Raw genomic sequence first — 23,080 nt, forward strand, 5'->3', positions numbered from 1 at the left:
ATGACTGCAGTCCTCCCCTCCCGCAGAGCCCGAATTGCCTGGCTGGCCTTTCCGCTCGGCCTGGGGCTGTTGCTGCTGGCCTTCTTGCTGTCGATCTCGGTTGGGGCCAAGGACATCCCGCTGGCCGAGGTCTGGCGGCTGGTCTTCCGACCCGATGCCTCCACCGACGGCCTGATCGTGCAGACCCTGCGCCTGCCCAGGGCGGTGGCCGCCCTGGCGGTGGGGGCCTCTTTGGCGGTCTCGGGGGCTATGCTCCAGGGCATCACCCGAAACCCCCTGGCTGGGCCGGGGATCCTGGGGGTCAACGCCGGAGCAGCTCTAGGCATCCTGGTGGCGGTGGTCTTTCTGCCCACCCTGCCGACGCAGGCTTTCGTGGCGGTGGCCTTCGTGGGCGGCCTGCTGGCGGCGGGGCTGGTCTACGCTATCGCCACCTCGGTGGGCCTGACCCCCGTGCGCCTGGCCCTGGCCGGGGTGGCGGTGGGGGCCTTGCTGGCTGCTTTGTCCAACACCCTGCTCACCCTCTTCGAGGAGCGGGCCAGGGGGGCCTTATTTATCCTGGCGGGCAGCGTGGCTGGACGCAGTTGGGAGAGCCTCGAGCCCGTCCTACCCTGGGTCGCGGCCACCCTGACCCTGGCCCTGCTCTCGGCCCATTTCGTGAACCTCCTGACTTTGGGCGAGGACGTGGCCAGGGGCCTGGGGGTCCGGGTGGGGTGGGTGCGGGCCTGGACGACCGCGCTGGCGGTGCTGGCCGCCGCCGCCGCGACCAGCATCGCCGGGCCCATCGGCTTTTTGGGCTTGATGACCCCCCACCTCGCGCGGGGTCTGGTGGGGGCGGACTACCGCCGGGTGCTGCCGCTGTCGGCGGTGCTGGGGGCGGCCATCCTGCTCCTGGCCGACGTGGGCGCCCGGCTGGTGGACAAGCCCCTCGAGACCCCTGTGGGCGTCCTGATCACCGCCATCGGGGCGCCCTTTTTTGTTTACCTGGCCCGGCGCACCGGGCCAGAAAGGTGAGGAAGATGCAGCGAATCGTGATCGTACTCTCGGGCCTGCTCTTAGGCGGCCTGGCGCTGGCTCAGGCTTTTCCCATTAGCCTCAAGCACGAGGCTGGAACCCTGGAACTCGCCGCGCCGGCTAGGCGGGTGGTGGTGCTGGAGTACAGCTTTCTCGACACCCTGCTGGCTTTGGGCGTCAAGCCGGTGGGGGCGGCCATCGGCACCCAGGGCGGCGACCGGGGGCCCGCGCCCTACCTAAAGCCGCTGCTGGACGGGGTGAGCAGCATCGGCTCGAGGGCCCAGCCCTCCATGGAGGCCATCCTCTCGGCTCGGCCCGACCTGATCATCGCCGACGCCTTCGTGCACAAAGACCTCATCCCCCAGTTCCAGAAGATCGCCCCCACCGTGGCCTTCCACTCCCGCCGGGGCAGCTACGACGACCTGATGCAGCAGGTGCTCTTGATTGGCCGGATGCTGGGCAAGGAGAAGCTGGCCCGCACCCTCTTCGCCGACCAGGCCAGCCTGCTGGCCAAGGCCCGCTCCTTCGCCAACCCCCGCGCCGGTGGCCTGGTGGCGGCGGTGGCCACGCCCACCTCGCTCACCCTGCACTCTACCGAGAGCTTCATCGGTAGCCTCTTGGAGCGGCTGGGCCGCAAGAACTTGGTCAAGCCTCAGAACGGCCAGAGCCAGTTTGAGCTCTCGCTCGAGGGCCTCGTAGCCCTCAACCCGCCCACCCTGGTGCTCTTCACCGCCAAGGACGAGAACCCCATCACCCGCGAGTGGGCTAAGAACCCCCTGTGGCAAAACATCGAGGCCGTTCGGCGGGGCCGGGTCTGGGAATTCGACCGTGACCTCTGGACCCGCAGCCGCGGTCCCCTGGCGCTGAAGCTCATCGTGGCCGAGTGCATCGACAGCGGCCTGCTGGCCGACCGGGCTCTCTCGAGGTGAAGCATGCGACGAACCCTGCTCAAACCCATCCTCTCCACCCAAATCCTCATTGCTTCCTGCCTGGCGGCGCTGGCCTTCGCCCTGGGCCAGCCTGCCTCCGCCCAGTCCTGCACGGGCCGCCTGGTCAAGCACGCCATGGGCACGAGCTGCGTCCCCAAGGTGCCCAAGCGCGTGGTGGTGCTGGACACCGGCGAACTGGACAGCGCCCTGGCCCTGGGTGTCAAGCCGGTAGGCGCGGTGACGCCCGCTGGCCAGCCCTTCCAGGCCTATCTGGGCAAGCTCACCGAGGGTATCGAGGTGGTGGGGACCATTCAGCAGCCCAGCCTGGAGAAGATCCTGGCCCTGAGGCCCGACCTGATCCTCACCAGCAAGCTGCGCCACGGCCAACTCTACGACCAGCTCTCGCGCATTGCTCCTACGGTGATGGCCGAGACGGTGGGCGTGGTCTGGAAGGAGAACCTGCTGTTGGCGGGCGAGGCTTTGGGACGCAGCGCCCAGGCCAAAGTCCTGTTGGCGCAATACGAGCGGCGGGCCGGGCAATTGCGCAACCGGCTCGGAGGCCGAGGCCGGCTGCCTACGGTGAGCATCCTGCGCTTCACGCCGGGCCAGATCCGCAGCATGAACCGGGCCAACTACATCGGCACCATCCTCGCCGACGTGGGCCTGCCGCGCCCGGCTTTCCAGAGCAAGGACACCTTCGCCGATTACATCTCCCTCGAGCGCCTGCCAGACCTCGACGCCGACTACCTGTTTTACGCCACCTACGGCGACCCCGCCCAGACCGACCAGGCCGCCGTGCTCTCCAGCCCCCTTTGGAAGGGCCTGAAGGTGGTGCAGAAGGGCCGAGCCATCGCGGTCAACGACGACGTGTGGTTCTTGGCCATCGGGGTGCTGGGGGCGAACCAGGTGCTGGGTGACCTCGAGAAGTACCTGCTCGCCGGTAAGTGATGGATGAAGCGTAAACATGTCCGGGAGAAAAGGTGAGGCAACTCGTTTTGGTCTCGTTGCTGATCGCAGGTATCGGCCTGGCGCAGCCCCTGACTATCCGGCACGATGCGGGCGAGGCGACAATCCCACGAAAACCCGAGTGGGTGCTCAAGCAGACCCGCGTGCCCCTCTTCCACTATGAGTTCGACCTGCAAGAGCCTCAGGGGGGGGCCTCGACAGCCCCGGCCCGGACATGGGTGGGAGAAATGGGTAAAGGAGTCAAACCATGACGGATGTCGCTCTTGTCCACACCGAGGCCCGCCTGACGATTGCCCGCTCTCCCGCAGAAGTTTGGGCGGTGCTGAGCGACTTTCACCGTGCGCCGTTATGGATCAAGAACACCCTGCTAAAGCTCGAGGGGGAGCTTCGCGAGGGAGCCGAGCTGTACTTTAGCTTTCCCAAACACCCTCGTTTTCCCGGCAGGTTGACCCGGCTGAGACCCCTGGAGGAGTTTGGGATTAGCTTCGCCACCCGCGACTTCGTCTTCACCTTGCGGGAGCTGAGCCCCAACCAGACCGAGGTCTGCGTTAGCCTACAAACCCCGGTATACCCCCGCTTTGGCCCCGAGCAGACGGAGCGGGGTAACCTCAAGATTTGCCAAGCCATGCTGCGCCAGTTGCAAGGCGTTGTCGAGGAGGAAAAGCATGTGTAAAGGTAGCCGGACGCTAAGCAGGATCAGTCCGCACCGATTTATCGCCTACTGCGACTGCTGTGGGGGAATCGTTCACTTGGCCTGGGACAACCTGACGCTGGCCCTTTCGCCTCAGGATTTCCGGCGGCTCAATGAGTTTTTCACCCATCACGCTGAGCCACCCAAAGTCCAAGAAGAAGGGGTTGAGGTAGTGCTGTACCAAAGAGAATCCCCTTCTTCTGTAAGCGTTCGGCTTTGGATCGGCAATGTGGGGTTGCGCCTCGAGCGGCTGGGTTGGGGGGAACTGCGGCATCTGTGCTTTTTAGCTAGCCAAACGCTGGGGTTGCCTGAGTTACGGCCTGAAACCCCTACTGCGCGGCCACGCCAACTCAACTGAAAGGATCTTGACGATGTCCAAGATTGGAGTGTTCTACGGTAGCACCTACGGCAACACTGCCAACGCGGCAGCGAAGATTGCTGCACACCTCGAGCGCCTGCTGGGACAGCCAATTCCCCCGCAGGATATCGCCCAGGTGGACCTCAAGACCCTCGAGGGCTACGACAAGTTGTTGTTGGGTTGTTCGACCTGGAATATAGGCGAGTTGCAATACGACTGGGAGGCTTTACACAGGCAGCTGGACACGCTTGATCTCAACGGCAAGCAAGTCGCCCTATTCGGCTGCGGCGATCAGCTCAGTTATCCGGATAGCTTCCAGGATGCCTTGGGGATTCTGGGGGAGAAACTCGAGGAGCGCGGAGCTAGCTTGGTGGGCCTATGGCCGGTGGCTGGCTACGAGCATACCCGTTCGCTGGGGCAGCGTGGGGAGTTTTTTTTGGGGCTAGCCCTCGATGAGGACAACCAGGCCCACCTTAGCGAGGAGCGCATCGCGCACTGGGTAGAGCAGGTGTTCGAGGAGTTCGGGTTGTTGATGAGAGTGGATGGCTAGTTCTACGCGAACAGAAAGGAGTTTGTTGTGAACAATCGCATCGTTGTTACCGTTTTTTCTATGATCGTCGGCCTAGGCCTAGCCCAACCCCTGATCATCCGGCATGACGAGGGCACGACGGTGGTTCCTAAAGAGCCCCAGCGAGTGGTGGTGATGGACGAGGAGGCGCTGGGCTGGCTGACCGCCCTCGGCGTCGCTGATCGCATTGTGGGCCTGGGTAGCGCCTACTTGACCCCCGCCGACATCAGCGGGGGCCGCATCAAGCCCGAGGTGCTGCAAAAAGGCTTCTTGGCCCGCGCGAAGCTCAACAACCCCATCTACGTGGGTTCTTGGCTCGAGCCCAGCCTCGAGACCATCCTCACCCTCAAGCCCGACCTCATCGTGCGCCTGACCTGGAAGGGCAACCAGAACTACGACAAGCTCAGTCGGATTGCCCCCACCATCGGTTACGAGGAGGGCGGGGAGGGGTTCTGGCAGAAGGGCCTGAGGGACCTGGGCCGCATCTTTGGCCGCAGCGCCGAGGCCGAGCGCGTCATCGAGCAGGTCAGGGCCACGAACCGGGCCAACGCGGCTAGGCTGCGGGCCGCCGGGGTGTTCGAGAAGTACCCCAAGGTCGTGGTGGTGGCCCCCTTCGCTGGTGGGAGCAACTGGGTATACACCGGGGTGCGCCTGATCCCCGACCTGCGCGAGCTGGGCTTCAAGGACGGCTTCACCCCCAAGGAAGTCACCCTCGGGGTGGGGGCCCAGATCAGCGACGAGGCGCTGCTCTCGCTGGACCGGCAAACCCTGGTGGTGGTCTTCCCGCCGGGCGGCAAGTACAACGGGGCCGAGGCCTTCTACGCCAGCCCCGTCGGCCAGAAGCTCAAGGAGCAGAGCATCCTCTACCTGCCGGAGGACTACAGCCCTTACAGCGGGCCATTGGTCAGCATCCGCAACTCCAACGAGCTGACCCGGATGATCCTCGAGAAGATCCGGCGCGAACGCTGAGGTGGGGTGATGAGGAGCCTTTCTGCTTTTCTCCTGGCCCTATGGCTTCGCCGGGGCAGGCCCAAAGCTGCGCGGGTAATACCAGATGCGGTTGATTCATCACCGTTCGGTGACGAACCAACCCGACCGAAGTTATCCGCGTAGCGGAGCCTCGACACTCGGAGGAGCGCGAGCTTGTACTGGGCTTATGCCCAGGTTTGTAAAACCGATACCTCGGCCTTGTGTTGGGGCTCGAGGCTCTCCACGAACCACACCTGCTGTCCCGGGCGCAACTGGGCCAGCCGGGGCAGATCGGCCGGATGAACCAGCGCCGGTTTGGCATAGCCGCCGATGCGCCCTCGGTCGTTGAGCAAGACGATGGGCTGGCCCTGGGGGGTGATCTGCAAAGCCCCCAGCGGGGTGGCCTCGCTGATGAGTTCGCCGCCCGGCACCTCCGGCCCCTCCAGCCGCAAACCCATGCGATCCCCCGACTCGAGGGTAAAGGGGGCCGCGCAAAGCGCCCGCAGAGCCTCCGGGCTGTACTGCGGTCCGGGTAGCAGCCGGACGCGGACTTGGGCGGGTAGCGCAGCCTGGTTGAAGCCAAACCCCGCCCGCACCGCTTTAGGCGTCGCTATCCCCAGCACATCCCCAGCTTGCAAGGGGCGGCCAATCAGGCCCTTGGCATCGGTGCTGGCACTGCCCCAGAACGTCCTGCTTTCGATGCCGCCTGCCAGGGCCAGATAGCCCCGCACCCCCTCTGCGGTCTGCCGAAAGCTCAGCACATCCCCCTTTCGCAGGGCAAAACTCCGACCCGGCCCCACCGGCTCGCGGTTGACCAGCGGCACCAGACCATAGCCTGCAAAAGCCGCCACCACCGGCGAAAGCACGCGCAGGACAGGGCCTTTGAGGGTGATTTCCAGCAAGGGCGCATCCGCCGGGTTGTCCAGCAGCGCGTTGGCGGTGCTGGCCGAACGCCCATCCAGTGCCCCCGCCATCGCCAGCCCCAAGTGCCCCCCCATGCGCCGTCCCTGATCCACGACCAGATCCAGCAGTCCTGGCTCCTCCACCTGCAAGACCGGATGGCGCGGCTCGAGGGGCAACAAGGAAATTGCCTTTGGCAGGGCGGGGGTAGGGCCCTCGGCGGGCACCAGGCGCACCCGGTCGCCCGCCCGCAGGTAGAAGGGCTCCTCGCGGTGGGGATCGTACATCGGCACCAAAGCCGTGCCGATGAGGTGCCATCCCCCCGGCGAGGGGAGCGGGTAGATGCCGGTCTGGTTGCCGGCCACCGCCACCGCGTGGGCCGGTACCAGCGGGCGCGGGCTGCGGCGGCGGGGCAGCCGCAAGCGTTCGTCCAGCGGTCCCAGGAAGGGAAAGCCCGGCGTGAAGCCGGTGGCAAAGACGCGGTACTCGGGCTGGCTGTGCAGGCGAATCACCTCGTCCACGGACAAACCCGTCTGCGCCGCCACCCAGGGCAGGTCTATCCCGTCGTAGCGCACCGGCACCTCTACCTGCCTTCCCCCCATCGCCTCGGGAAGGGCTCGCAGGTGCCTCTTCAGCCAGCGCTCCACCTGGGCCCTGGAAACCCCCTCGGCATCGAACTCGATGTACACGTTGACGTATCCGGGCACGATATCGCTGATCCCCGGCAGCAGGTCGGACAGCAAGGCCTGTACCAAAGCCAGCAGCCGGGCATTGGCCGATAGGTCGAGTTGCTCGGAGAAGCGCAGGTAGAAGCCGGTGAGGGTCATGCGGACGGGGAGGGGGGATTCAGTAGCTCTGGATTGCGACGCCTTCAGCCAGTAACGCCTCCCGCACGGCTGCGGCAATCTCCACCGCCTGCGGGTTGTCGCCGTGGATGCACAGGGTCTGGGCGCGTACCGGCACCAGGCCCCCATCCACCGCCTCCACCTGGCCTTTGACCACCATCTGCACGGCCCGCCGCGCGGCTTCGGCGGGGTCGTGAATCCAGGCCCCGGCGCTGCCGCGCGGGGCCAAGCGCCCGTCGCGGCTGTAACCGCGCTCGGGGAAGGCTTCGGCCACGGTGGAAAGCCCCAGTTCTTGCGCCTCGGACTCCAGCGGCGTAGCGGGCAGCACCACCAGCGGAACCCTGGGGTCGAAGTCCTTGACCGCCTGGGCGATTGCTCGAGCCGTCTGGGGGTCTTTGGTGGCCCGGTTGTACAGCGCGCCGTGGGGCTTGACGTGATGCAGGGGGATGCCCGCCACCTTCAAAAAAGCGCTCAAGGCCCCCACCTGGTAGAGCACGTCGGCATACACCTCATCGGGCGTGGCCGCCAGCTCGCGCCGCCCAAAGCCCACCAGGTCGGGGAATCCGGGGTGGGCTCCCACCGCCAGGCCGGTTTTTTGGGCCAGGGCCAGGGTATGTTTTATGGTCAGGGGGTCGCCGGCGTGAAAACCGCAGGCCACGTTGACCGAGCTGATCAGGGGAAACAGCGCCTCGTCCCGGCCCAGTTTCCAGTTGCCAAAGGATTCGCCAGCATCGGCATTCAGGTCTACTCGCATGGAACCTCTCGAGGGCTCAGGTGGCCCCGTTCGCCAAGCCGAGAGCTAAGGCCCTACCGTCTGAAGCGTCCGCAAAAAGCTCCGCAGATCGGCCTGCCAGGGCCCCACATACCCCAGCCGCCGGGAGATTTCCTCGGCGGTCCGGTCGAGGGCTTTCAGGTAGTCCACCAGCCTGTCCTCCTCGCGATAGAGAGCCTCGGCTCCAGCCAGGCTCAGCGCGGCCAGCACCTCGCCCCCGGCTCCCCGGATGGGCGTGGCCAACTCGGCGGAGTGGGGCTCGAGTTCGCCGAAACTCGCGGCAAAACCGCTCTGCTGGGTCTGGGCCAGCAGCCCCTTGAGCTCGGGCAAGCCAAGCGGTGTGGCCGGGGTGTAGCGCTTGCGCTCGCCCGTAAACACCGCTCGCTGCACCGCCTCGGGGGCAAAGGCCAGGAGCAGCCGGGTGGAAGCCCCCGCGTACAGAGGGGCCCGCCGACCGGGTGCAATGTAGAGGCGCACCCTCGAGCGGGCCTCCAGCACCTCCAGGTATACCCCCTCCAGCCCGTCCCGCACCACCCACTGCACCGACTGTCCGGTGGCATCACGCAAGGCCTGCATCAAAGGCAGCGCGACCTGGCGGGCTGGGTAGGCGGCTTTGACCAGTGCGCCCAGATGCACTAGCCGCGTTCCCAGGCGGTAGCGCTCGTTTTCCTTGACCAGGAGCCCGTGGTTTTCCAAGGCCCGCAGGCTGCGCAAGCAGGTGGCCTTAGGCCAGCCGCTGGCTCGAGCCAGCTCCGACAGCCCCCAGTAGGGCTGCTCCTCGCTGAAAAAACCCAGCAAGTAGAGGGGGCGCTCCAGGGTCGGGATGGCTTCCGATGGTTTCATTGAATGAGCCATTTGTTTGTTGAATGAACCACTTGCCGAAAAAGGTACACCTCCCCCTACAGGCTGTCAAGCCCGCCCTTTTCGCGATGGGATTGTGGAAGGCGGGCACTGGGCCTTGACGTCGCCCTCTACGAGTCGGTATTCTTCAAATCCGAGTGGTTTGCTCGGATTTATTTATGACGCTCGCCAAACCTCGACAACGGCCTGCTATCCTCCCCCTGCTGACCCTGCTGCTGGCGGTGCTCTGCGTCGCGGCCTTGGGAGTGGGGGCGATCCGGCTCTCCCCCCTCGAGGTCCTCCAGGTCCTCACCGGTCTCGCCGACGCGACCCACACCCGCATCCTCTACGAACTGCGGCTGCCGCGCATATGCGTGGGGGCCTTGTGTGGGGCCATGTTCGCGGCCTCGGGAGCGATCCTGCAGGGGGTGGTGCGCAACCCGCTGGCCTCGCCCGACGTCGTGGGGGTGGGGGCGGGAGCGGGCCTGGCGGTGGTCGTCACGCTGATTCTCTTCCCGGCAGCACCGCTGTGGGCACTGCCCGCTGGGGCCTTCGCCGGGGCGGGGGTGGGCTTCGCCTTGGTGTACCTGCTCGCGCGCCGTGCGGGTGAGGTGGCTCCGGTGCGCATCGCCCTCATCGGCATCGCGGTGGCCGCCGCCCTCACCAGCTTCCAGCAACTCATCCTCATCCGCGCTCCCGACGACATCGGGCGGGCCTTGAGCTTCCTGGTGGGCACCGTCTACGGGGCCGACTGGGAGCGGCTTTTGCGGATTCTGCCCTGGGCGGCGCTGCTTCTGCCGTCGAGCTGGCTGCTGTGGCGGCGCTTCGACGTGCTGGCCTTGGGCGACCAGTTGGCCAGGGGGCTGGGGATGCGCCTCGAGTTCGCCCGCCTGGTCGCCCTGGCGCTGGCGGTGGGACTGGCGGGCGTGGCTGTCACCGGCGCGGGGGTTCTGGGCTTCGTGGGCCTGATCGCCCCCCACATGGCGCGGCTTCTGGCCGGGCCCAGCTTCGCCCGCCTGCTGCCGGCTTCCATGTTGCTGGGGGCGATGCTGGTGGTGGGGGCCGACGCGCTGGGGCGCGGCCTGGTCCCCCCGATCGAAGTCCCCGCGGGCATCGTCACCACCCTCATCGGCGCACCTTACTTCCTATGGCTCCTGCGGCGTACGGGCGGAATCAGGCGCTAGGAAAGCAAGCCATGAAACTTCAGACCCGATCCCTCCACCTCGGCTACGAGAACCGCCTCGTGGTCAAAGGGCTCGACCTCGAGCTCCCCTCCGGCAAGATCACCACCTTCATTGGCCCCAACGGCTCGGGCAAGTCCACACTGCTGCGCTCACTGGCCCGGCTCCTGAAGCCCCGGCAGGGCAGCGTGCTTTTGGACGGCAAGGCCATCCACCGCCTGCCCACCAAGGAGGTAGCCCGCCAGCTTGCCATCCTGGTGCAGGGGCCACAAGCCCCCGAGGGTCTTACGGTGGAGGCGCTGGCCTGGTTCGGGCGCTACCCCCACCAGGGTTTCTTCGCCCAGCGCACCGAGGCTGACCGCGCCATCGTCGAGCGCGCCCTTCAGCAGACCGGCATGGTGGTCTTCCGCGACCGGCCCCTCGAGACCCTCTCCGGAGGGCAGCGTCAGCGGGCCTGGATCGCCATGGCCTTAGCCCAGGACACCCCGGTGGTGCTGCTGGACGAGCCTACCACCTTCCTCGACCTCTCCCACCAGCTCGAGGTCATCCACCTCCTACAGCGGCTCAACCGCGAGCAGGGCAAGACCATCGTGATGGTGCTGCACGACCTCAACCAGGCCGCGCGCTACTCCCACGAGCTGGTGGTGATCGACGGGGGGGAGGTGGTGGCCCAGGGCCAGCCCACCGAGGTCATCACCCACGACTTGCTGCGCCGGGTCTTTGGGCTCGAGGCCCACATCACCCTCGACCCCGACACCCTCACGCCCCACGTCATCCCCTACGGGCTTTCCCGGCGCTCCTGAGCGCGCTCCGGGTTTCGGCTTCGCCTAGCCGCCATGGGCCTCGAGCCAGGTCACTCCGTCCACAAAGCGCTGGATGGGTAAAACCTGTAGCGTAGACCTCAGACGCGTGCGGCGAAAACCAAGCCGTGCATCAACGTCCAAACTACCGTGGGGTACATGGGAGGGAGGCTCGAGGAGTGGGTTGAAAGGTCCATTAGCCCCAGCCCAGCGCCTTGCGGGCCTCGGGCGAAAGCCTTGCAGGGGTCCAGGGCGGGCTCCAGACCAGCTCGACCGTGACCGCCTCGATGCCGGGGAGCCCGCTGAGGGCCCGGCGCACGGCTTCCTGCATGGACTCGTGCAGGGGGCAGCCGGGGGTGGTGAGGGTCATCTGGACGTGGGCGGCGGGCGGCTCCACGCGGATGTCGTAGATCAGGCCGAGGTTGACCACGTCCAGCCCCAACTCGGGGTCGTAGACCTGGGTGAGCAGGTGGCGGGCTTGTTCTTCTAAAGGGTTCATGATCGGAGCACCTCCTCGAGGGCGTAGGCGCACAGCAGGCCCCCGGCCAGGCACAGCCAGAAGGCCGGTGGCCAGAAGGGAGCGAGCAAGGCTCCCACACCCAGCAGCATCCCCGCCCAGTTGGCGGCTTTTTCGGGGAGCATGGCCTTGAGCGCGGGCACGGTTTCCAGGCCCACCCTGGGTGCGTAGCGGTAGGTCCAGACCAGGAACGGCACGATCTTGTAGAGCATCCCGCTCACGATCAGGGCCAGAAAACCCAGGCCAAACCACAGCCCGGCCCACAGGGTCTGCCCGGCGAGCAGCGCCAGCAGCGCCAGCCCCAGGAAAGCCAGCCCGGCTAGATAGTGCCGCACCCCCACGTCCAGCGCCCGCTTCACCCGGTGGCGCAGGATGCGGAAGGTGTCGTAGCAGGCCAGCCCGACCCCCACAGCCAGCAGGCCCAGCCCCATGGGCTGCTTCAGGGCCAGGCCCAGCAGGCTCAGGTTGAGCACCCATAGCAGCAGCCCAAGCACGCTTTCATCCACCCCGTGACTGAGGGTGAACATCGAGACCAGCTTGTGGCCCACGCCCAGCACCGAAACTAAGAACACGCCCACCAGCCCGGCCAGCACGTGCCAGAGCATGCGCTCGGGGTCGTAGAAGCCGTAGCGCAGGGTGAGGGCTTGCAGCATCCCCAGCAGGGGGGTGAGCACCAGGTAAAAGCTCACCCAGGCCAGCGCGGTGGCCACGGGGCTCCACCTCGAGGCCCGCCGGAAGGCCAGCGCCATGTGAGCGGTGAAGAGCAGCAGGCCCAGCAGGACCAGACCGCCCCCCAGGGCGATCCAGCGGGGCTCGGCCTCGAGGAAGCCCCACGCCTGTAAGGGCAGGCCCGCTCCCCAGAGGGCCAGCGTGGGATAGCCCCAGGAGGGGTGGGGGAGGGGGGACTCGAGCACGACCGGCACCAGAGGGTGCATGGCCCCCACCAGCACCCCCACGCCAAAGCCCAGGAACAGCAGGTGGCTCACGGCCAGCAGCACCGGATGGCGCGCAGCTTGCAAGGCTTGGGGGTGCAGGGCCAGCAGCAGCAGGCCCCATAGCAGAAAACCCGTCGCCAGCCCGAAGAAGCCCAGGGGCAGGCTGAGCGGCACGGGCCTACTTTGGCCGGGGAGTGGGCTCGTCATCGCCTTCACCCTAGGGCTCACCCGGCTGCGCGGGCCATGACTTGGGTCATGGCGGGCCCGAACTCTGGCAAGCAGGCTATGGGGTGTAAGGAGGCACCCATGCAGACCCTACGAACCCTGGACGTCCGCTCCGTCGCCCCCCGCGAGCGCCACCCCGCCATCTTCAACCTCTTCGACGGCCTCGAGCCCGGCCAGTCCTTCGAGCTCGTCAACGACCACGACCCCAAGCCGCTGTACTACCAGTTCAGTGCCGAGCGCAACGGGCGCTTCGTCTGGGAGTACCTCGAGCAAGGCCCCGAGGTCTGGCGGGTGAGGATCGGCAAGAAGGAGTAGCTGTGATCCGGCCCGAGATGCGGGTGAACCAACTGCTGGATGAGCACCCCGAGCTTCTGGGGGTGCTCATCGAGGCCAGCCCGGCTTTTGCTAAGCTTAAAAACCCCCTGTTGCGGCGCACCATGCCCCGGCTGGTAACCTTGGCCCAGGCCGCGCGGATCGGGGGGCTCGAGCCCAGCGCTCTGGTCGAGCGGCTCAACCGGGCCCTGGGCGTCGAGGCATCCAGGGAGGAGGCTTCGGTGGGCCACGAGTCGAAACTGGGAACCCCGCCGCCCGAGTGGCTGGCTTCCCCGCTGGGATTTCACCTCGACGTGCGGCCCATCCTGGCCGCGGGGGGCGAGCCTTTCGGGGCCATCATGGCCGCCGCGCGCGAGGTGGCGCCGGGGCAGCGCTTGTGCCTGGAGGCCCCCTTCGAGCCGCTGCCCCTGTACCGGGTGATGCAGCGCAAGGGTTTCGTGGCCTGGTGTGAGCAGGAGGGCCCTGAGCACTACCGGGTGCATTTCCTGCGCCGCCTGGAGCAAGGAGCAGAGGGCCGCGTGGCGCGAACCCTGAGTGAAGCCGACTGGGCGAGCTACGCCGACGAGGTGTGGGTGGAGGCCAACCTCGAGCCCCCCCTGCCCATGATGCGCGTGCTGGAGGCGCTGGCTCGCCTCGAGCCCGGCCAGCGCCTGCTGGTGCATCACGTGCGCCGCCCGGTACACCTGCTCGCACGGCTGGAACAGGATGGCCACCCCTACGCGCTGCGCGAGCTGGGGCCTGGCCGGGTGGAGTTGCTCATCGAGAAAGCGAGCTGAGCCATGCCTCACGTGATCGCTGAGCCGTGTATCGGCGTGAAGGACCGCAGTTGCCAGGAAGTCTGCCCGGTAGAGTGCATCTACGACGGGGGCGACCAGCTTTACATCCACCCCGACGAGTGCATCGACTGCGGCGCTTGCGTCCCGGTCTGTCCGGTTTCGGCCATCTACCCCGAGGAAGACCTGCCCGAGCAGTGGGTGAGCTACATCGAGAAAAACCGCCGGCTCTCCCAGGGCCCCAACCTGCACCGCCTCGAGGAGTGAACTATGGCCTACGTGATCGCCGAGCCCTGCCGCAGCCAGCGCTGTGCGGCCTGCTACGCGGTCTGCCCGGCGGGAGCCATCGGCGGCGATTACCACGACGAGCAGATGTACATCGACCCCGACCGCTGCATCGACTGCGGCCTGTGCCAGGAGGCCTGCCCCAGCGGGGCCATCTTTCTCGAGGAGGACCTCCCCGAAGCCTGGGCCGAGTATGCCCGGCTCAACCGGGAGTACTTTCGCCGGCCTCCAACCTGACCCCGAGGAGCCACCGTGTCGTTCTGGCAATTCCTGTTCGTGCGCTCGAGCCTGTTCTACCTGCTCTACACCACCCTCACCGGCTCGGCTTTCTACCTCTGGCCCGCGCTGGTGGGTTATTTCAAGACCACCCACGTCCACGCCGGCCTGGTGGGCTTTTTCCTCTCGATGGTGATGGGCGTAGCCTACTGGATGATGCCGCGCCCCGGCCAGATCCGCCAGGAGCGGCTCGAGGGCCTGACCTACGTGCTGCTCAACGCCGGGCTGCTGCTGCGGCTGGTGCTCGAGCCGCTGATGCTCTACACCACCAACCCCGGCCTGCGCCCGGCCCTGGCGGTGAGCGGGTTGTTGCAGGCCGGGGCGGTGGCGGTGTTCGCCTACGCCATGAGCCAGCGGGTCTTCACCAAAGAGCGCCTGTTCCAGATGGCCGAGGAGCGCAAACGCCGCCAGCAGGCGTCTTCCTGAGCCTCGAGTTCGTTTTTCCCCTCCCTGCCAGCGGGGAGGGGTTGGTTTGCGGTGCTGTGGTTTAGTGACCCCCGCTCTGCCGTCGGAGGGTGTAGGGGGAGGCCATTCCACATAGCCTCCCCCTCGCACCCTCCGAGGGACTCGCAGACATGCCGCCGGGGCCGGCGGCATGCTCGTCTGCGCCACCTCCCTCACCCCCTCCCGCGTGAGCCGCACACCCCGGCCGGGGACGGGCCCGCAGGACGAGCGGATGTCCCCTGGGGAGTGGGGCTGTAGTCGGCTGTCAGGCTGGGCGCAACCCCAGTGGATGATTTATCCCAACAAGGCGTTCGGCTATCAGCTATCGACCATCGACTATTGACAACTCCCCCCCACACAGTTGTTCCGCAACTCGTTCGGCTTCGCGATCACCCCCTCGACCTGGCTCTGGGTGTACGAAAGCCCGGCGCGCTCGAGCTCTTCCTGACTGGGCAGCACGATGCGCACGGCCACCAGGCGCAGGTGGCCCAGGCGGTTGTTCTCGACGCGCACCTGGCCCACGCCTGCGGTGGGCAAGCAGACTTTGAAGGTGTCTACCACGGCCTCGAGGGTCACCACGTCGTCGAGTTCGCCGATGGCGTTGCCCCGGATCAGGTGCCTGATCTGGGGGTAGTGGCCCACCTCCTCGGGGAAGCGTCTGGAGCACATGGGGTTGAGGGCGACGAAGTGGTTGACCAGGCCTGGCACCTCGTTGGCCTCGACCAGGCTGTCGGCGGCGGTCATGGCGATGGCGGTGTGGATGCTGGGATAGGTGTTGTGGGCGAGCACCAAGTAGCGCCCGTTGCGGTACTCGTCGGGCTGGATGCCGTCGCGGGGGAGGTCGATGTCTTCGGTGAAGTCGTCGTTGGTGAGGAAGAGGTTGGAGGTGCTCTTGGTGCCGGCCATGTCGGAGTAGATGACCCCGCCGCCGTGCAGGCCGTCCATGTAGGTGGCGATGGAGTAGGGGGCGCCGGGGGCGGCCTCGAGGAAGCGCCCGCCCCGCACCCAGACGTTGTTGACGGCGCTGGCGGCCTCGAGCTGCCCGGCGTGGTGGGAGTCGGGGTCGATGGTGTTGTTGCGGAAGGTCACGTTGTCGAGCACCACGTCGCGCGCGGAGCGCACGTTGACCAGGGGGGCGATGAACTCGTCGCCCCCGTCGAAGGTGATGTTCTTGATGTAGACGTTGCCGGGGAGGTTGCGCAGCACCTCGAGGCACTCGGAGTGGTAGGGGTGGTAGTAGCTGGCCTTGCACGAGGCAGACTCGTCGTAGGTGCGCACCTGGGGGTCTTTGGAGCCCTTGGGGATGGCAAACTGGATGCCGCTGATGAGGATGCGGCCCTTCACCACCACCGTGCCGGGTTCGTCGGCCACGAGCTGGATGTTGCTGTAGCCCCGCGTGACCAGGCTGAAGCGGGCGGTGGGGTCGGTGGAGTGGGTGTGGACGAGGGGCCAGTAGTAGGTGCCGGGCTCGAGGCGGATGGTCACGCCCTGGTCCTGGTATTTGTCGATGATGGCTTGCACGTCATCCCCAGGACGCACGGTGACCACGTTGTTCAGGGGCGCAATTCCTCCGATGAGGATGCCGCCCTTGGCCTCGGGGTTGAGGGGGTGGCGGGCCCACCACTCGGCCACGCTCAGGCTGTAGTCGGGGTCCACGCGGGGCACGCCCTGCCCCGGCTGATAGGGCATGACCGGCTGCTCTTGCTGGCAGGCCGTCAGCAAGCTCAGCAAGGCCGCGCTGCTCCAGATGAGCCAGCTTCGCTTCACGTTTTTTCCCTCCTTTATGGCACCACCTCGAATACCCGCCCGTCGCCGGGGGCGTACTCGAGTTCTGTTCCCTGGGCATAGACCTGGCCGCTCTCGAGGTCCCTGAGCCGGCCCTGTATCTCGTCGGAGCGCACCGCCAGGCGGCGGGGGCTCTGGCAGTCGCGGTTGACCACCACCAAGAAGTGCCGCCCGTCGCGGTGCTGCAGGCTGCTGGCGTAGGGCACGTCGGCCCCGCTCACCTCGAAGCGGTCCGGGACCTTGAACAGCTCCTTCAGCACCCCGCGCAAGGCTGCGACCCGCCGGGCCTGGTGGCTGACCTCGTCGTAGAGAGTGGGATTATCCCTGAGGCCCCGCCAGCCCTGCTGCGAGCTGTAGATGAACCAGAAGATCCCCTTGGCCCCCTCGCCCACCGCCAGCCAGTTCTGGGCCCGAACCTCGCTGGGGGTGGGCTCGCGGAGCTGGTCTTCGAAGGAGTGGGTCTGCAGGATCAGCCACAGCGGCACGCTGCGGGGCTTGTCCTTGGTGAGCAGCCGCAGGTAGCTCACGAAATCCAGGTCGCTGTAGCCGAAGCCCCTGAGGGTGAAGTCTCCCACCGCGTTGGAGTAGCCCACCGGATACACGTCGAGCAGCATCACGTCGGGCCGGGTCTGCTGGTAGATGAGCTCGCCCCGCCCCCGCCCGATCAGCACCGACATCGAGGGGCGGTCAAAGTCGGCCTCCTGGAAGGCTTTTTGCAGCGGCGCGACCTTGGGCACATCCTTGAGGAAGGGTTCGTCGGCCACGTAGTAGCCGCCCAAGCTGGGGTGGAGTGAGAGCCGCTTGACCAACTCCTGGGCGATGCTGCGGGCTCTGGCGGGGTCGGGCGGGATCTCCTCGGGCCACCACTCGCGGTTGAGGTCGTCGCCGGGGTTGAAGTAGACCTCGAGGCCCGCCTCATCGGTGGCCCGCAGCCCGTCGTCGTCGCCGCGGTTGGCCACGTTGGCGTTGATGAGCATCACGGCGTCGAAGCCCCGCGCCTTGAGCTCGGTGGCCCAGCGCTTCATCTCGTCGTAGCCGTGGGTCATGTTGGCGTCCTCGAAGAGGCCCAGCGGGAAGCCGAACTCCATGCCCTGGGCGCTGCGCTGGAGGGTGGTGGCCACCGGCGGTAGGCCACCCACCTCGGCGCGGATGGTCACCGGCCCGCTGCCCCCGTCGCTCTGGTAGGTGATGTAGGCCCAGCCATCCTGGGCGGGGGCCGGGTTGGGCCCCACCAGGCGTCCGGAGCCCTCGAGGCCAAAGCGCACCGTGTCCTGGGCTTCGGTCGCGGTCTGGCCCGAGGCGTCGAGCAGCCGCACCGCGACCGCGACCTCGCCGCCCTGCTGGCGCACGCTGCGGGCCTGGGGGTAGATCTCCAGCGAGGCCGAAGGGGCCACGCCCAGGTACAGGTCGTCGATCCAGACCTCCGCACCTGCGTTGAGCCCCTCCCACACCAGATCCACCCGCCCGCGCCCGTCGGATTCGGTGGTGAACACGGTCCAGAGCTCACGCCAGTCGGTGCTGGAGCGCACTGACTGGGTGTCGGAGGAGCCGCCCGAGGCCGGGGCCCAGCGCAGCCGCACCTCGCCCGTGCTGAGGTTGCGGGCCCGGACCCAGCCGTGCAGCAGGTAGGGGGTGTGGGGTTGGAGCTCGAGGCTCTGCGTAGTGTAGACCTCGGCGGAGGGCCCGCTTATCTTGAGCGCGACCTCGCCTGCGTGGGCGCTGCCGCGGTCGGCCCCGGAGCCCTCGCGCCACTGCCATTCAGCCGGATAGCCGTCGGAGCCCAGCGTTTCGAAGGAGGGGTTGCGCAAGAGGTTGGGGCCCTGCCAGTGGGGTTCCGCCGGAGGCTGGGCCATGTTGCAGGCCGCTAGCATGAGCACAACGCCAATCAACTTGCCTTGCCGGTACAAAGTCATTGCCAGGGCAGCCTAGAGGGGGAGAGGCGGGACAAGTGGGGTAATTTTCGAGCCGCTTCTTGAGCGTTCCTTAGGCTGTTCTTGAGCCTTTCTTAGCCTTCACGAACCGGCCTGTTTTGAGTGGCCCGTGGCTCACCCCTCCCCGCCGGCAGTAGCCGTCAGCCCTCAGCTATCAGCCGTCAACGAAGCTGGCGTCGAGGACCAAGGCGTCTTGCGTACGACGTAAGACCCTCCCACTATGGGCTATCGGCGTTCGATGCCTACGCCCGCACGCCCAGCGCCGTGAGCAGCACCACCAGCAAGCCGAAGGCCATCTGGCTCCAGCCCACCACCCTCGCGGGCACCGGGGGGCGGGCGAAGGTGTAGGCCGAGAAGGGCAGCAACAGCCCCACGGCCAGCACGCTCGGCCAGGGAACCCAGCCCGCGGCGCTGCCCAGCAGCAGCACGCCGATGGCCACAGCTTCGGCCAGGTAGGCCGTGCGGAAGGGGACGGCGAGCCCTCGAGCCCGCATCACCTGGGTGCGGGCGTAGTGGATGGCGGCATAAGCGCGTGCGGCCAGCACCAGCCACAGGCCCAGCGCCAGCGAAGGCTCGAGGCCCCCCGCCAGCCCGATTCCCGCTGCCACCGAGCCCATCGCGGCGGCCCCGGCAAGCTCGGGCAGCAGGTTGCGGCTTTTGTTGTGCGCATCGAACCACAGCTGGATGGCGATGAGTGGGAGGGCGGCGAGCAAGGGCCAGAAAAAGGGCCCCTCGGCTCTGAGGAAAGCCAGGAGCAACCCGAGCACCCCGATCGTGCCATAGGCCAGGGCGAAGCGCCCCGCGATAGGTGTGCGGGGGAAGCGCTTGCCCTTGCGCACGTCGGCGAGCCAGAGCTTGAGCGGGTGGCGGGTGAAGAAGGCCGCCAGGGCAAAGATGCCCAGCCCCAGCCCGGCGAGCGTGGGGGCGACCAGCAGGCCCAGCACGATGGGCTCGAGCGTGAACCCCCAGCCGCCGTGTTCGTTGGGCAGGGCCACGGTCTTGAGCGGGACTTTGACGGTTTTGGGCTGTGCGGTCATGGGTTCACTCCTTGGGGAGCAAGGTTAGCAGCAGGATGAGGGGACTTTCGGCCCGGATGGCGTGGACCAGCCCGGCGGGCATGTAGACCCAGGTGCCGGGGCGGGCCTCGAGCTCATCCGCCCCTAGCTTGAGGGTGCCCGTTCCGGAGAGGATTTGCACGATGGCGGGCCTCGAGGCGGTGTGCTCGGTGAGCTCCTGGCCCGCGTCGAAGGCGAAGATCACCGTGCGAACACCGCCTTCGTTGTGCAGCACGCGGCTCAAGATGCCATCGGGCTGGACGGCGGCTTCCCGGTGGAGGTCGGGGAGGTAGCGGTAGGTCAGGGTCATGACCTCATTGCACCCCGGCTCGAGCCGGCAGGCCATGACCTGGGTCAAGGTTGCTCCCGAGGCTCGGGGGGAGGGCACGCCGCTTTGCTTCGCCATAAGGGGTGATTTCGTTGGTCCGGGTAGAGCAAGACGATTGATCCTGAGTCAGAAGGACCAGAGGCGATGGCGACTGAACCATGCCGCGCACAAGGGCTAGAACTGGCTGGCTCAAGCTTCGGCGATCTGGCGTAGAGCGGCGGGGTCGTTGATCCACACCCGGCGCTCGGCCAGGCGGATGAACCCCTGGCGGAACAGCTCACCCAGCTTGCGGCTGACCGCCTCAGGGACGGTACCCAGCAGCGCGGCGAGTTCGGGGTTGGTGGGCAGGTCGAAGCCCTGGCCCTCGGCCTCCAGCCGCCCCAGCAGGTACTCGGCCAGGCGGGATGCGACCTCGTGGAACACCAGTCGGTCGAGCAGGTGCACGAGTTGCCCCTGGCGGCGGGCCAGGAAGCGGATGAGGGCGCGAGAGAGGGCGGGGTGGGTCTCGAGCAGCCGGTGGAAGGCCTCGGTGGGCAGGGCCAGCAGCAGGCTGTCCTCCAGGGCTTCGGCCGAGGCCGGGTAGCGGGGCTTCTCCAGGAAGATCGCCACCGCGGCCACCGCGTGGTAGGGGCCGTCGAGGTGCAGCACCATCTGGCGCCGCCCCTGGGGGTCCATCTTGTAGACCTTGATCAGTCCCTCGGCGACGATGAACAGTGAGCGGGCGGGGTCGCCCTCGAGGAACAGCGTCTCCCCCTTGTGCAAGGGGCGCAGGGTCGCCACGGCGGCCAGGGCCTCGAGGTCGGCGGGGCTGAGGTCGCGGAAGAGGGGGCTCTGGGCCAGGATTTCCTGGACTTGAGGGCTGTGGGTCATGCCGGTTGCACCAGTCTGGCAAGGTCGGGGTCGATGGGCAAGCCCTCGCGCTCCATGCGGCTTTGGTACTGGCTGAAGAGGCTCTTGGCCTCGAGCTTTTGTCCCAGCTCCACGAGCTGCTGCATCAGGGCGCGGTAGGCCTCCTCGCGCCAGGGGTCGAGCTTGAGGATGCGGCGGTAGGCCTCCAGGGCCTCGCGGGGCTGGCCCAGGGCGCGGGCGATCTCGGCGCTGCGCAGCAGGGCGTCCACCGCCCGCTCGCGCAGGTAGGCGCGCTCGAGTTCGGCCCAGTCGGCATAGGGCTCGTCGCTGAGGAAGTCGCCCTTGTACAAGAGCAGGGCCTGGCGGTAGGCCTCCAGCGCCGCCGTCCCCTCCAGGCCATCGCCTTGGTGGATGAGCTGCTCGAAACGCTCGACGTCGAGGAAGTAGGGGATTTGCGGGGCGAAGCGGTAGCCCTTGCCCTCGCGCAGGATAAGCTGAGGCCGCGCGGGGTCGGGCTCGAGGGCCTGCCTGAGGTCGTGAACCAGCACGTGCAGGCGGGCCTGGGTGGCCTCGGCCTCCTCACCGGGCCACAGGCGCTCGCACAGCTCCTCGCGCGCGAGGGTCTGGCCCCGGTGGGCCAGCAGCAGCTTGAGCAGGGTGAGGGCCTGGCGACGACCGAAGGCCTTAGGCGGCAGCACCTGGCCCTCGCGCCGCACCTGCAAGCCGCCGAAGGTGCGCAGCTCGAGCCAGTGCTCCTGCACGGAACTGACGGAGTGCGGCTGGGGCCACAACACCTCGGCACCCAGCCGCTCGAGCCACAGCACCGGGGCCACTGCCTGGCTGGCGATGGGGGGCAGGCGGGTAAAGAAGAGCTGCTGCAACCCGATCACCCTGGGCCCCGACCACAGCGGCAGGCATTGCCGGGACTGGCCTGCTCCCACGTGGGGGCAGGCGGCCACCCCACCGCGCACGCCCAAAATCTGCCCCTCCCACACTCCGCAGTGCTCGGCGAAGCCGCAGGCCGGGGGGTTGCCTTTGCCGTGGACGTAGGTCTCGCCGTCGGCCAGCAGCAGCCGCACGCACGAGGCCCCGCTCAGCCGGGCGCTCTGCTCGAGGAAGGCCTCGATCCCCTGCCCTTTGGACTGGGCGTGCAGGGCGCTCGCCACCGCGCGCAACCCTGCCTCGCCCAGCCGGGTGAGCACGGTGTAGAGCGAGGCCGCCAGCATGGGCCCGATCAGGGCGAGCTGCTCGAGCAGCGCCTCATCGTCGGCGTCGGGGTCGCGGCTGGCGAGGTTGAGCACCCCGATGAGACCCTGGGGCAACTCCAGGGGGTAGCACACGTAGGTCTTGTAGCCCAGCTTCTTGACCTTCTGCCGCAGGTAGCGGGCGTCGGAGGGGAGGTCGTGGGTGAGCAGGGGGTGGTGCAGCAGGCTCACCAGCCCCGGAAAGCCCTCCCCCCAGGCGAACCAGGCTTTCTCGAGGAAGGCCTCGCGGTGGATGCCGTCGTAGGCGGTGAGCACCAGGTAGCGCTCCTGGGGGTCGGCCAGGAACAGCTCAGCCGCCTCCATATCCAGCGCCCGGCGCAGGCTGCCCAGGAAGACCTGCAACGTCTGGAAGAAGCTGCCCGGCTCGGCGGCCAGCTTGCGTGCAGCCCAGGAGAGCGAGGCCAGAAGCTCGCTCGAGTCCGTGTGGTTTTCCGCCTTCAGCTCGACGTGAATCTCGGATCCGACGTACCCCTGGCAGATCAGGCGTTTACCCCCACAGGAGATGGCGGTGCTGGCCTGGTACGCCCCGCGCCTGATTTCCCGCTGCACCGGGCAGCGCACGCACAGCGGGCGGCCAAACCCGTCGGTCCCCGCCACTACCTCGGCGCAGCGCTTGCCCAGCACGGCTTCGGCAGGCAGCCGGAAAAACGCGGCGGCCCCCGAGCCCCAGGCCGTGATGCGGCCTTCTTTGTCGAGTTGCCAGCGCACCCGGTTCATCGGCAGTTCTAGCCTAGGCAACCCCGGCAGGTCATTTGTCCTCACGTCGGCTGGGGCTAGAGGGCGTGTCTCCCTGCTACTCCATACCTGTTGAACGGCCTGTGGGGGGCCTCGAGCGTCGCTTGCTGGGGTCAGGTGGGCAGGTCTATAATCTCGCCAAAGGGCACAGAATTCCAAGCGCCAGTCAAGGTGACAGGGCTATCGGATTGCTTTAGGGGGCGATGATTAGAGATGGCATCAGCGTTTCACGATGCTGGGTGGTACAACACGCCCCAGAGGGGGAGTTATACCGCGGGTGCAGCATAATTACGAGCAGGCTTTTATCACAACCCTCGAATTAGCTTGAGTAGAGCCTTAGGATTCGCCGAGAACTTTCTAACCGAGCGCAACACCGGCCACTTTTTGAGATGCAAGAGGCTCAGGATGACATCGCGTAAGTACATCAGCCCCACCGCCCCCTTGCGGCTGCGGGAGGCATCCTCTCCCAACACCGTGTCTCGCTTGTGGTGTAGACGGTTCTCCACCTCCCAGT

Annotated in this window: 24 protein-coding genes and 1 pseudogene; 13 read left to right on the top strand and 12 right to left on the bottom strand. The window is 67.3% G+C overall.

Going from position 1 to position 23,080, the window contains the following annotated elements:
- From Mrose_RS08125 to Mrose_RS08160, 6 genes are all read left to right on the top strand, one after another.
- Complete coding sequence (locus tag Mrose_RS08125; protein WP_220452304.1) at nt 1-1,011, top strand: FecCD family ABC transporter permease; 1,011 nt, start codon at nt 1-3, stop codon at nt 1,009-1,011.
- 5 nt (nt 1,012-1,016) lie between these two features.
- Nucleotides 1,017-1,940, top strand: a complete 924-nt coding sequence (locus Mrose_RS08130) for an ABC transporter substrate-binding protein (RefSeq protein ID WP_119277224.1) — start codon at nt 1,017-1,019, stop codon at nt 1,938-1,940.
- 3 nt (nt 1,941-1,943) lie between these two features.
- Nucleotides 1,944-2,888, top strand: a complete 945-nt coding sequence (locus tag Mrose_RS08135; RefSeq protein ID WP_119277226.1) for an ABC transporter substrate-binding protein — start codon at nt 1,944-1,946, stop codon at nt 2,886-2,888.
- 265 nt (nt 2,889-3,153) lie between these two features.
- A complete protein-coding gene (locus tag Mrose_RS08145; RefSeq protein WP_119277230.1) occupies nt 3,154-3,579 on the top strand; it encodes an SRPBCC family protein in 426 nt (141 codons plus the stop codon).
- A gap of 389 nt (nt 3,580-3,968) precedes the next feature.
- Nucleotides 3,969-4,505 (top strand): flavodoxin, encoded by a 537-nt coding sequence (locus tag Mrose_RS08155; RefSeq protein ID WP_119277232.1) that lies wholly within the window; start codon nt 3,969-3,971, stop codon nt 4,503-4,505.
- Between the two features lie 60 nt (nt 4,506-4,565).
- Nucleotides 4,566-5,492, top strand: a complete 927-nt coding sequence (locus Mrose_RS08160; protein WP_119277234.1) for an ABC transporter substrate-binding protein — start codon at nt 4,566-4,568, stop codon at nt 5,490-5,492.
- Between the two features lie 185 nt (nt 5,493-5,677).
- On the opposite strand, the gene pxpB is transcribed toward Mrose_RS08160, so the two are convergent.
- From pxpB to Mrose_RS08175, 3 genes are read right to left on the bottom strand one after another with little or no spacing between them, the layout of a single operon-like run.
- Nucleotides 5,678-7,219, bottom strand: a complete 1,542-nt coding sequence (gene pxpB / locus Mrose_RS08165; RefSeq protein WP_119277236.1) for a 5-oxoprolinase subunit PxpB — start codon at nt 7,217-7,219, stop codon at nt 5,678-5,680.
- A 19-nt stretch (nt 7,220-7,238) separates the two neighbouring features.
- Nucleotides 7,239-7,991 carry a LamB/YcsF family protein gene (locus Mrose_RS08170; RefSeq protein WP_119277238.1) on the bottom strand — a complete coding sequence of 251 codons (753 nt, stop codon included), beginning with the start codon at nt 7,989-7,991 and terminating at the stop codon, nt 7,239-7,241.
- Nucleotides 7,992-8,036: 45 nt separating this feature from the next.
- Complete coding sequence (locus tag Mrose_RS08175; protein WP_119277239.1) at nt 8,037-8,852, bottom strand: IclR family transcriptional regulator; 816 nt, start codon at nt 8,850-8,852, stop codon at nt 8,037-8,039.
- 176 nt (nt 8,853-9,028) lie between these two features.
- On the opposite strand from Mrose_RS08175, the gene Mrose_RS08180 reads away from it, so the two are divergent.
- Both Mrose_RS08180 and Mrose_RS08185 read left to right on the top strand, forming a co-directional pair.
- Nucleotides 9,029-10,033: a FecCD family ABC transporter permease gene (locus tag Mrose_RS08180; protein WP_119277241.1), complete on the top strand. Its 1,005-nt coding sequence runs from the start codon at nt 9,029-9,031 to the stop codon at nt 10,031-10,033.
- 11 nt (nt 10,034-10,044) lie between these two features.
- Nucleotides 10,045-10,833, top strand: a complete 789-nt coding sequence (locus Mrose_RS08185; RefSeq protein ID WP_119277243.1) for an ABC transporter ATP-binding protein — start codon at nt 10,045-10,047, stop codon at nt 10,831-10,833.
- A 193-nt stretch (nt 10,834-11,026) separates the two neighbouring features.
- Here the strand turns inward: Mrose_RS08185 and Mrose_RS08190 are convergent, their stop codons facing one another.
- On the bottom strand, nt 11,027-11,329 hold the full coding sequence (locus Mrose_RS08190; RefSeq protein WP_119277245.1) for a metal-sulfur cluster assembly factor: 303 nt from the start codon (nt 11,327-11,329) through the stop codon (nt 11,027-11,029).
- Complete coding sequence (locus Mrose_RS08195) at nt 11,326-12,489, bottom strand: hypothetical protein (RefSeq protein WP_119277247.1); 1,164 nt, start codon at nt 12,487-12,489, stop codon at nt 11,326-11,328. Before Mrose_RS08195 ends, Mrose_RS08190 begins: the two co-directional genes overlap by 4 nt.
- Before the next feature lie 99 nt (nt 12,490-12,588).
- On the opposite strand from Mrose_RS08195, the gene Mrose_RS08200 reads away from it, so the two are divergent.
- Genes Mrose_RS08200 through Mrose_RS08220 form a run of 5 tightly spaced genes read left to right on the top strand, consistent with a single transcriptional unit; the run spans nt 12,589 to nt 14,600 of the window.
- Nucleotides 12,589-12,822, top strand: a complete 234-nt coding sequence (locus Mrose_RS08200; RefSeq protein ID WP_119277249.1) for a DUF2249 domain-containing protein — start codon at nt 12,589-12,591, stop codon at nt 12,820-12,822.
- 17 nt (nt 12,823-12,839) lie between these two features.
- Nucleotides 12,840-13,616, top strand: a complete 777-nt coding sequence (locus Mrose_RS08205; RefSeq protein WP_119277269.1) for a DUF2249 domain-containing protein — start codon at nt 12,840-12,842, stop codon at nt 13,614-13,616.
- Nucleotides 13,617-13,619: 3 nt separating this feature from the next.
- Nucleotides 13,620-13,880 carry an indolepyruvate ferredoxin oxidoreductase subunit alpha gene (locus Mrose_RS08210; protein WP_119277251.1) on the top strand — a complete coding sequence of 87 codons (261 nt, stop codon included), beginning with the start codon at nt 13,620-13,622 and terminating at the stop codon, nt 13,878-13,880.
- 3 nt (nt 13,881-13,883) lie between these two features.
- Nucleotides 13,884-14,135 carry an indolepyruvate ferredoxin oxidoreductase subunit alpha gene (locus tag Mrose_RS08215; protein WP_119277252.1) on the top strand — a complete coding sequence of 84 codons (252 nt, stop codon included), beginning with the start codon at nt 13,884-13,886 and terminating at the stop codon, nt 14,133-14,135.
- Nucleotides 14,136-14,150: 15 nt separating this feature from the next.
- On the top strand, nt 14,151-14,600 hold the full coding sequence (locus tag Mrose_RS08220) for a hypothetical protein (protein ID WP_119277254.1): 450 nt from the start codon (nt 14,151-14,153) through the stop codon (nt 14,598-14,600).
- A 354-nt stretch (nt 14,601-14,954) separates the two neighbouring features.
- Here the strand turns inward: Mrose_RS08220 and Mrose_RS08225 are convergent, their stop codons facing one another.
- The 7 genes and pseudogenes from Mrose_RS08225 to Mrose_RS19160 form a co-directional block, all read right to left on the bottom strand.
- Nucleotides 14,955-16,385: a hypothetical protein gene (locus Mrose_RS08225; protein WP_119277256.1), complete on the bottom strand. Its 1,431-nt coding sequence runs from the start codon at nt 16,383-16,385 to the stop codon at nt 14,955-14,957.
- Between the two features lie 14 nt (nt 16,386-16,399).
- Nucleotides 16,400-18,280 carry a hypothetical protein gene (locus Mrose_RS08230; protein WP_147371593.1) on the bottom strand — a complete coding sequence of 627 codons (1,881 nt, stop codon included), beginning with the start codon at nt 18,278-18,280 and terminating at the stop codon, nt 16,400-16,402.
- 296 nt (nt 18,281-18,576) lie between these two features.
- Nucleotides 18,577-19,371 (bottom strand): YwiC-like family protein, encoded by a 795-nt coding sequence (locus Mrose_RS08235; RefSeq protein ID WP_119277260.1) that lies wholly within the window; start codon nt 19,369-19,371, stop codon nt 18,577-18,579.
- Nucleotides 19,372-19,375: 4 nt separating this feature from the next.
- A complete protein-coding gene (locus Mrose_RS08240; RefSeq protein ID WP_119277271.1) occupies nt 19,376-19,699 on the bottom strand; it encodes a cupin domain-containing protein in 324 nt (107 codons plus the stop codon).
- A 207-nt stretch (nt 19,700-19,906) separates the two neighbouring features.
- Nucleotides 19,907-20,587, bottom strand: coding sequence for a Crp/Fnr family transcriptional regulator (locus Mrose_RS08245; RefSeq protein ID WP_119277262.1), 681 nt, complete (start codon nt 20,585-20,587; stop codon nt 19,907-19,909).
- Entirely contained in the window at nt 20,584-22,548 is a 1,965-nt protein-coding gene (locus Mrose_RS08250) for an AfsR/SARP family transcriptional regulator (RefSeq protein ID WP_119277263.1), read from the bottom strand. Before Mrose_RS08250 ends, Mrose_RS08245 begins: the two co-directional genes overlap by 4 nt.
- A 323-nt stretch (nt 22,549-22,871) precedes the next feature.
- A pseudogene (locus Mrose_RS19160) lies at nt 22,872-23,080 on the bottom strand (ISAs1 family transposase); the annotation flags it as partial.

Source organism: Calidithermus roseus (genome assembly GCF_003574095.1).
Lineage (GTDB): Bacteria > Deinococcota > Deinococci > Deinococcales > Thermaceae > Calidithermus > Calidithermus roseus.

What these genes read in the sequence shown, in the direction of transcription:
- Mrose_RS08145 (WP_119277230.1), top strand. Translation starts at nt 3,154, where the DNA reads ATGACGGATGTCGCTCTTGTCCACACCGAGGCCCGCCTGACGATTGCC.
- Mrose_RS08195 (WP_119277247.1), bottom strand. Translation starts at nt 12,489, where the DNA reads ATGACGAGCCCACTCCCCGGCCAAAGTAGGCCCGTGCCGCTCAGCCTG.
- Mrose_RS08155 (WP_119277232.1), top strand. Translation starts at nt 3,969, where the DNA reads ATGTCCAAGATTGGAGTGTTCTACGGTAGCACCTACGGCAACACTGCC.
- Mrose_RS08160 (WP_119277234.1), top strand. Translation starts at nt 4,566, where the DNA reads ATGATCGTCGGCCTAGGCCTAGCCCAACCCCTGATCATCCGGCATGAC.
- pxpB (WP_119277236.1), bottom strand. Translation starts at nt 7,219, where the DNA reads ATGACCCTCACCGGCTTCTACCTGCGCTTCTCCGAGCAACTCGACCTA.
- Mrose_RS08205 (WP_119277269.1), top strand. Translation starts at nt 12,840, where the DNA reads ATGCGGGTGAACCAACTGCTGGATGAGCACCCCGAGCTTCTGGGGGTG.
- Mrose_RS08125 (WP_220452304.1), top strand. Translation starts at nt 1, where the DNA reads ATGACTGCAGTCCTCCCCTCCCGCAGAGCCCGAATTGCCTGGCTGGCC.
- Mrose_RS08215 (WP_119277252.1), top strand. Translation starts at nt 13,884, where the DNA reads ATGGCCTACGTGATCGCCGAGCCCTGCCGCAGCCAGCGCTGTGCGGCC.
- Mrose_RS08250 (WP_119277263.1), bottom strand. Translation starts at nt 22,548, where the DNA reads ATGAACCGGGTGCGCTGGCAACTCGACAAAGAAGGCCGCATCACGGCC.
- Mrose_RS08190 (WP_119277245.1), bottom strand. Translation starts at nt 11,329, where the DNA reads ATGAACCCTTTAGAAGAACAAGCCCGCCACCTGCTCACCCAGGTCTAC.
- Mrose_RS08175 (WP_119277239.1), bottom strand. Translation starts at nt 8,852, where the DNA reads ATGAAACCATCGGAAGCCATCCCGACCCTGGAGCGCCCCCTCTACTTG.
- Mrose_RS08210 (WP_119277251.1), top strand. Translation starts at nt 13,620, where the DNA reads ATGCCTCACGTGATCGCTGAGCCGTGTATCGGCGTGAAGGACCGCAGT.
- Mrose_RS08130 (WP_119277224.1), top strand. Translation starts at nt 1,017, where the DNA reads ATGCAGCGAATCGTGATCGTACTCTCGGGCCTGCTCTTAGGCGGCCTG.
- Mrose_RS08235 (WP_119277260.1), bottom strand. Translation starts at nt 19,371, where the DNA reads ATGACCGCACAGCCCAAAACCGTCAAAGTCCCGCTCAAGACCGTGGCC.
- Mrose_RS08245 (WP_119277262.1), bottom strand. Translation starts at nt 20,587, where the DNA reads ATGACCCACAGCCCTCAAGTCCAGGAAATCCTGGCCCAGAGCCCCCTC.
- Mrose_RS08180 (WP_119277241.1), top strand. Translation starts at nt 9,029, where the DNA reads ATGACGCTCGCCAAACCTCGACAACGGCCTGCTATCCTCCCCCTGCTG.
- Mrose_RS08200 (WP_119277249.1), top strand. Translation starts at nt 12,589, where the DNA reads ATGCAGACCCTACGAACCCTGGACGTCCGCTCCGTCGCCCCCCGCGAG.
- Mrose_RS08240 (WP_119277271.1), bottom strand. Translation starts at nt 19,699, where the DNA reads ATGACCCTGACCTACCGCTACCTCCCCGACCTCCACCGGGAAGCCGCC.
- Mrose_RS08185 (WP_119277243.1), top strand. Translation starts at nt 10,045, where the DNA reads ATGAAACTTCAGACCCGATCCCTCCACCTCGGCTACGAGAACCGCCTC.
- Mrose_RS08135 (WP_119277226.1), top strand. Translation starts at nt 1,944, where the DNA reads ATGCGACGAACCCTGCTCAAACCCATCCTCTCCACCCAAATCCTCATT.
- Mrose_RS08170 (WP_119277238.1), bottom strand. Translation starts at nt 7,991, where the DNA reads ATGCGAGTAGACCTGAATGCCGATGCTGGCGAATCCTTTGGCAACTGG.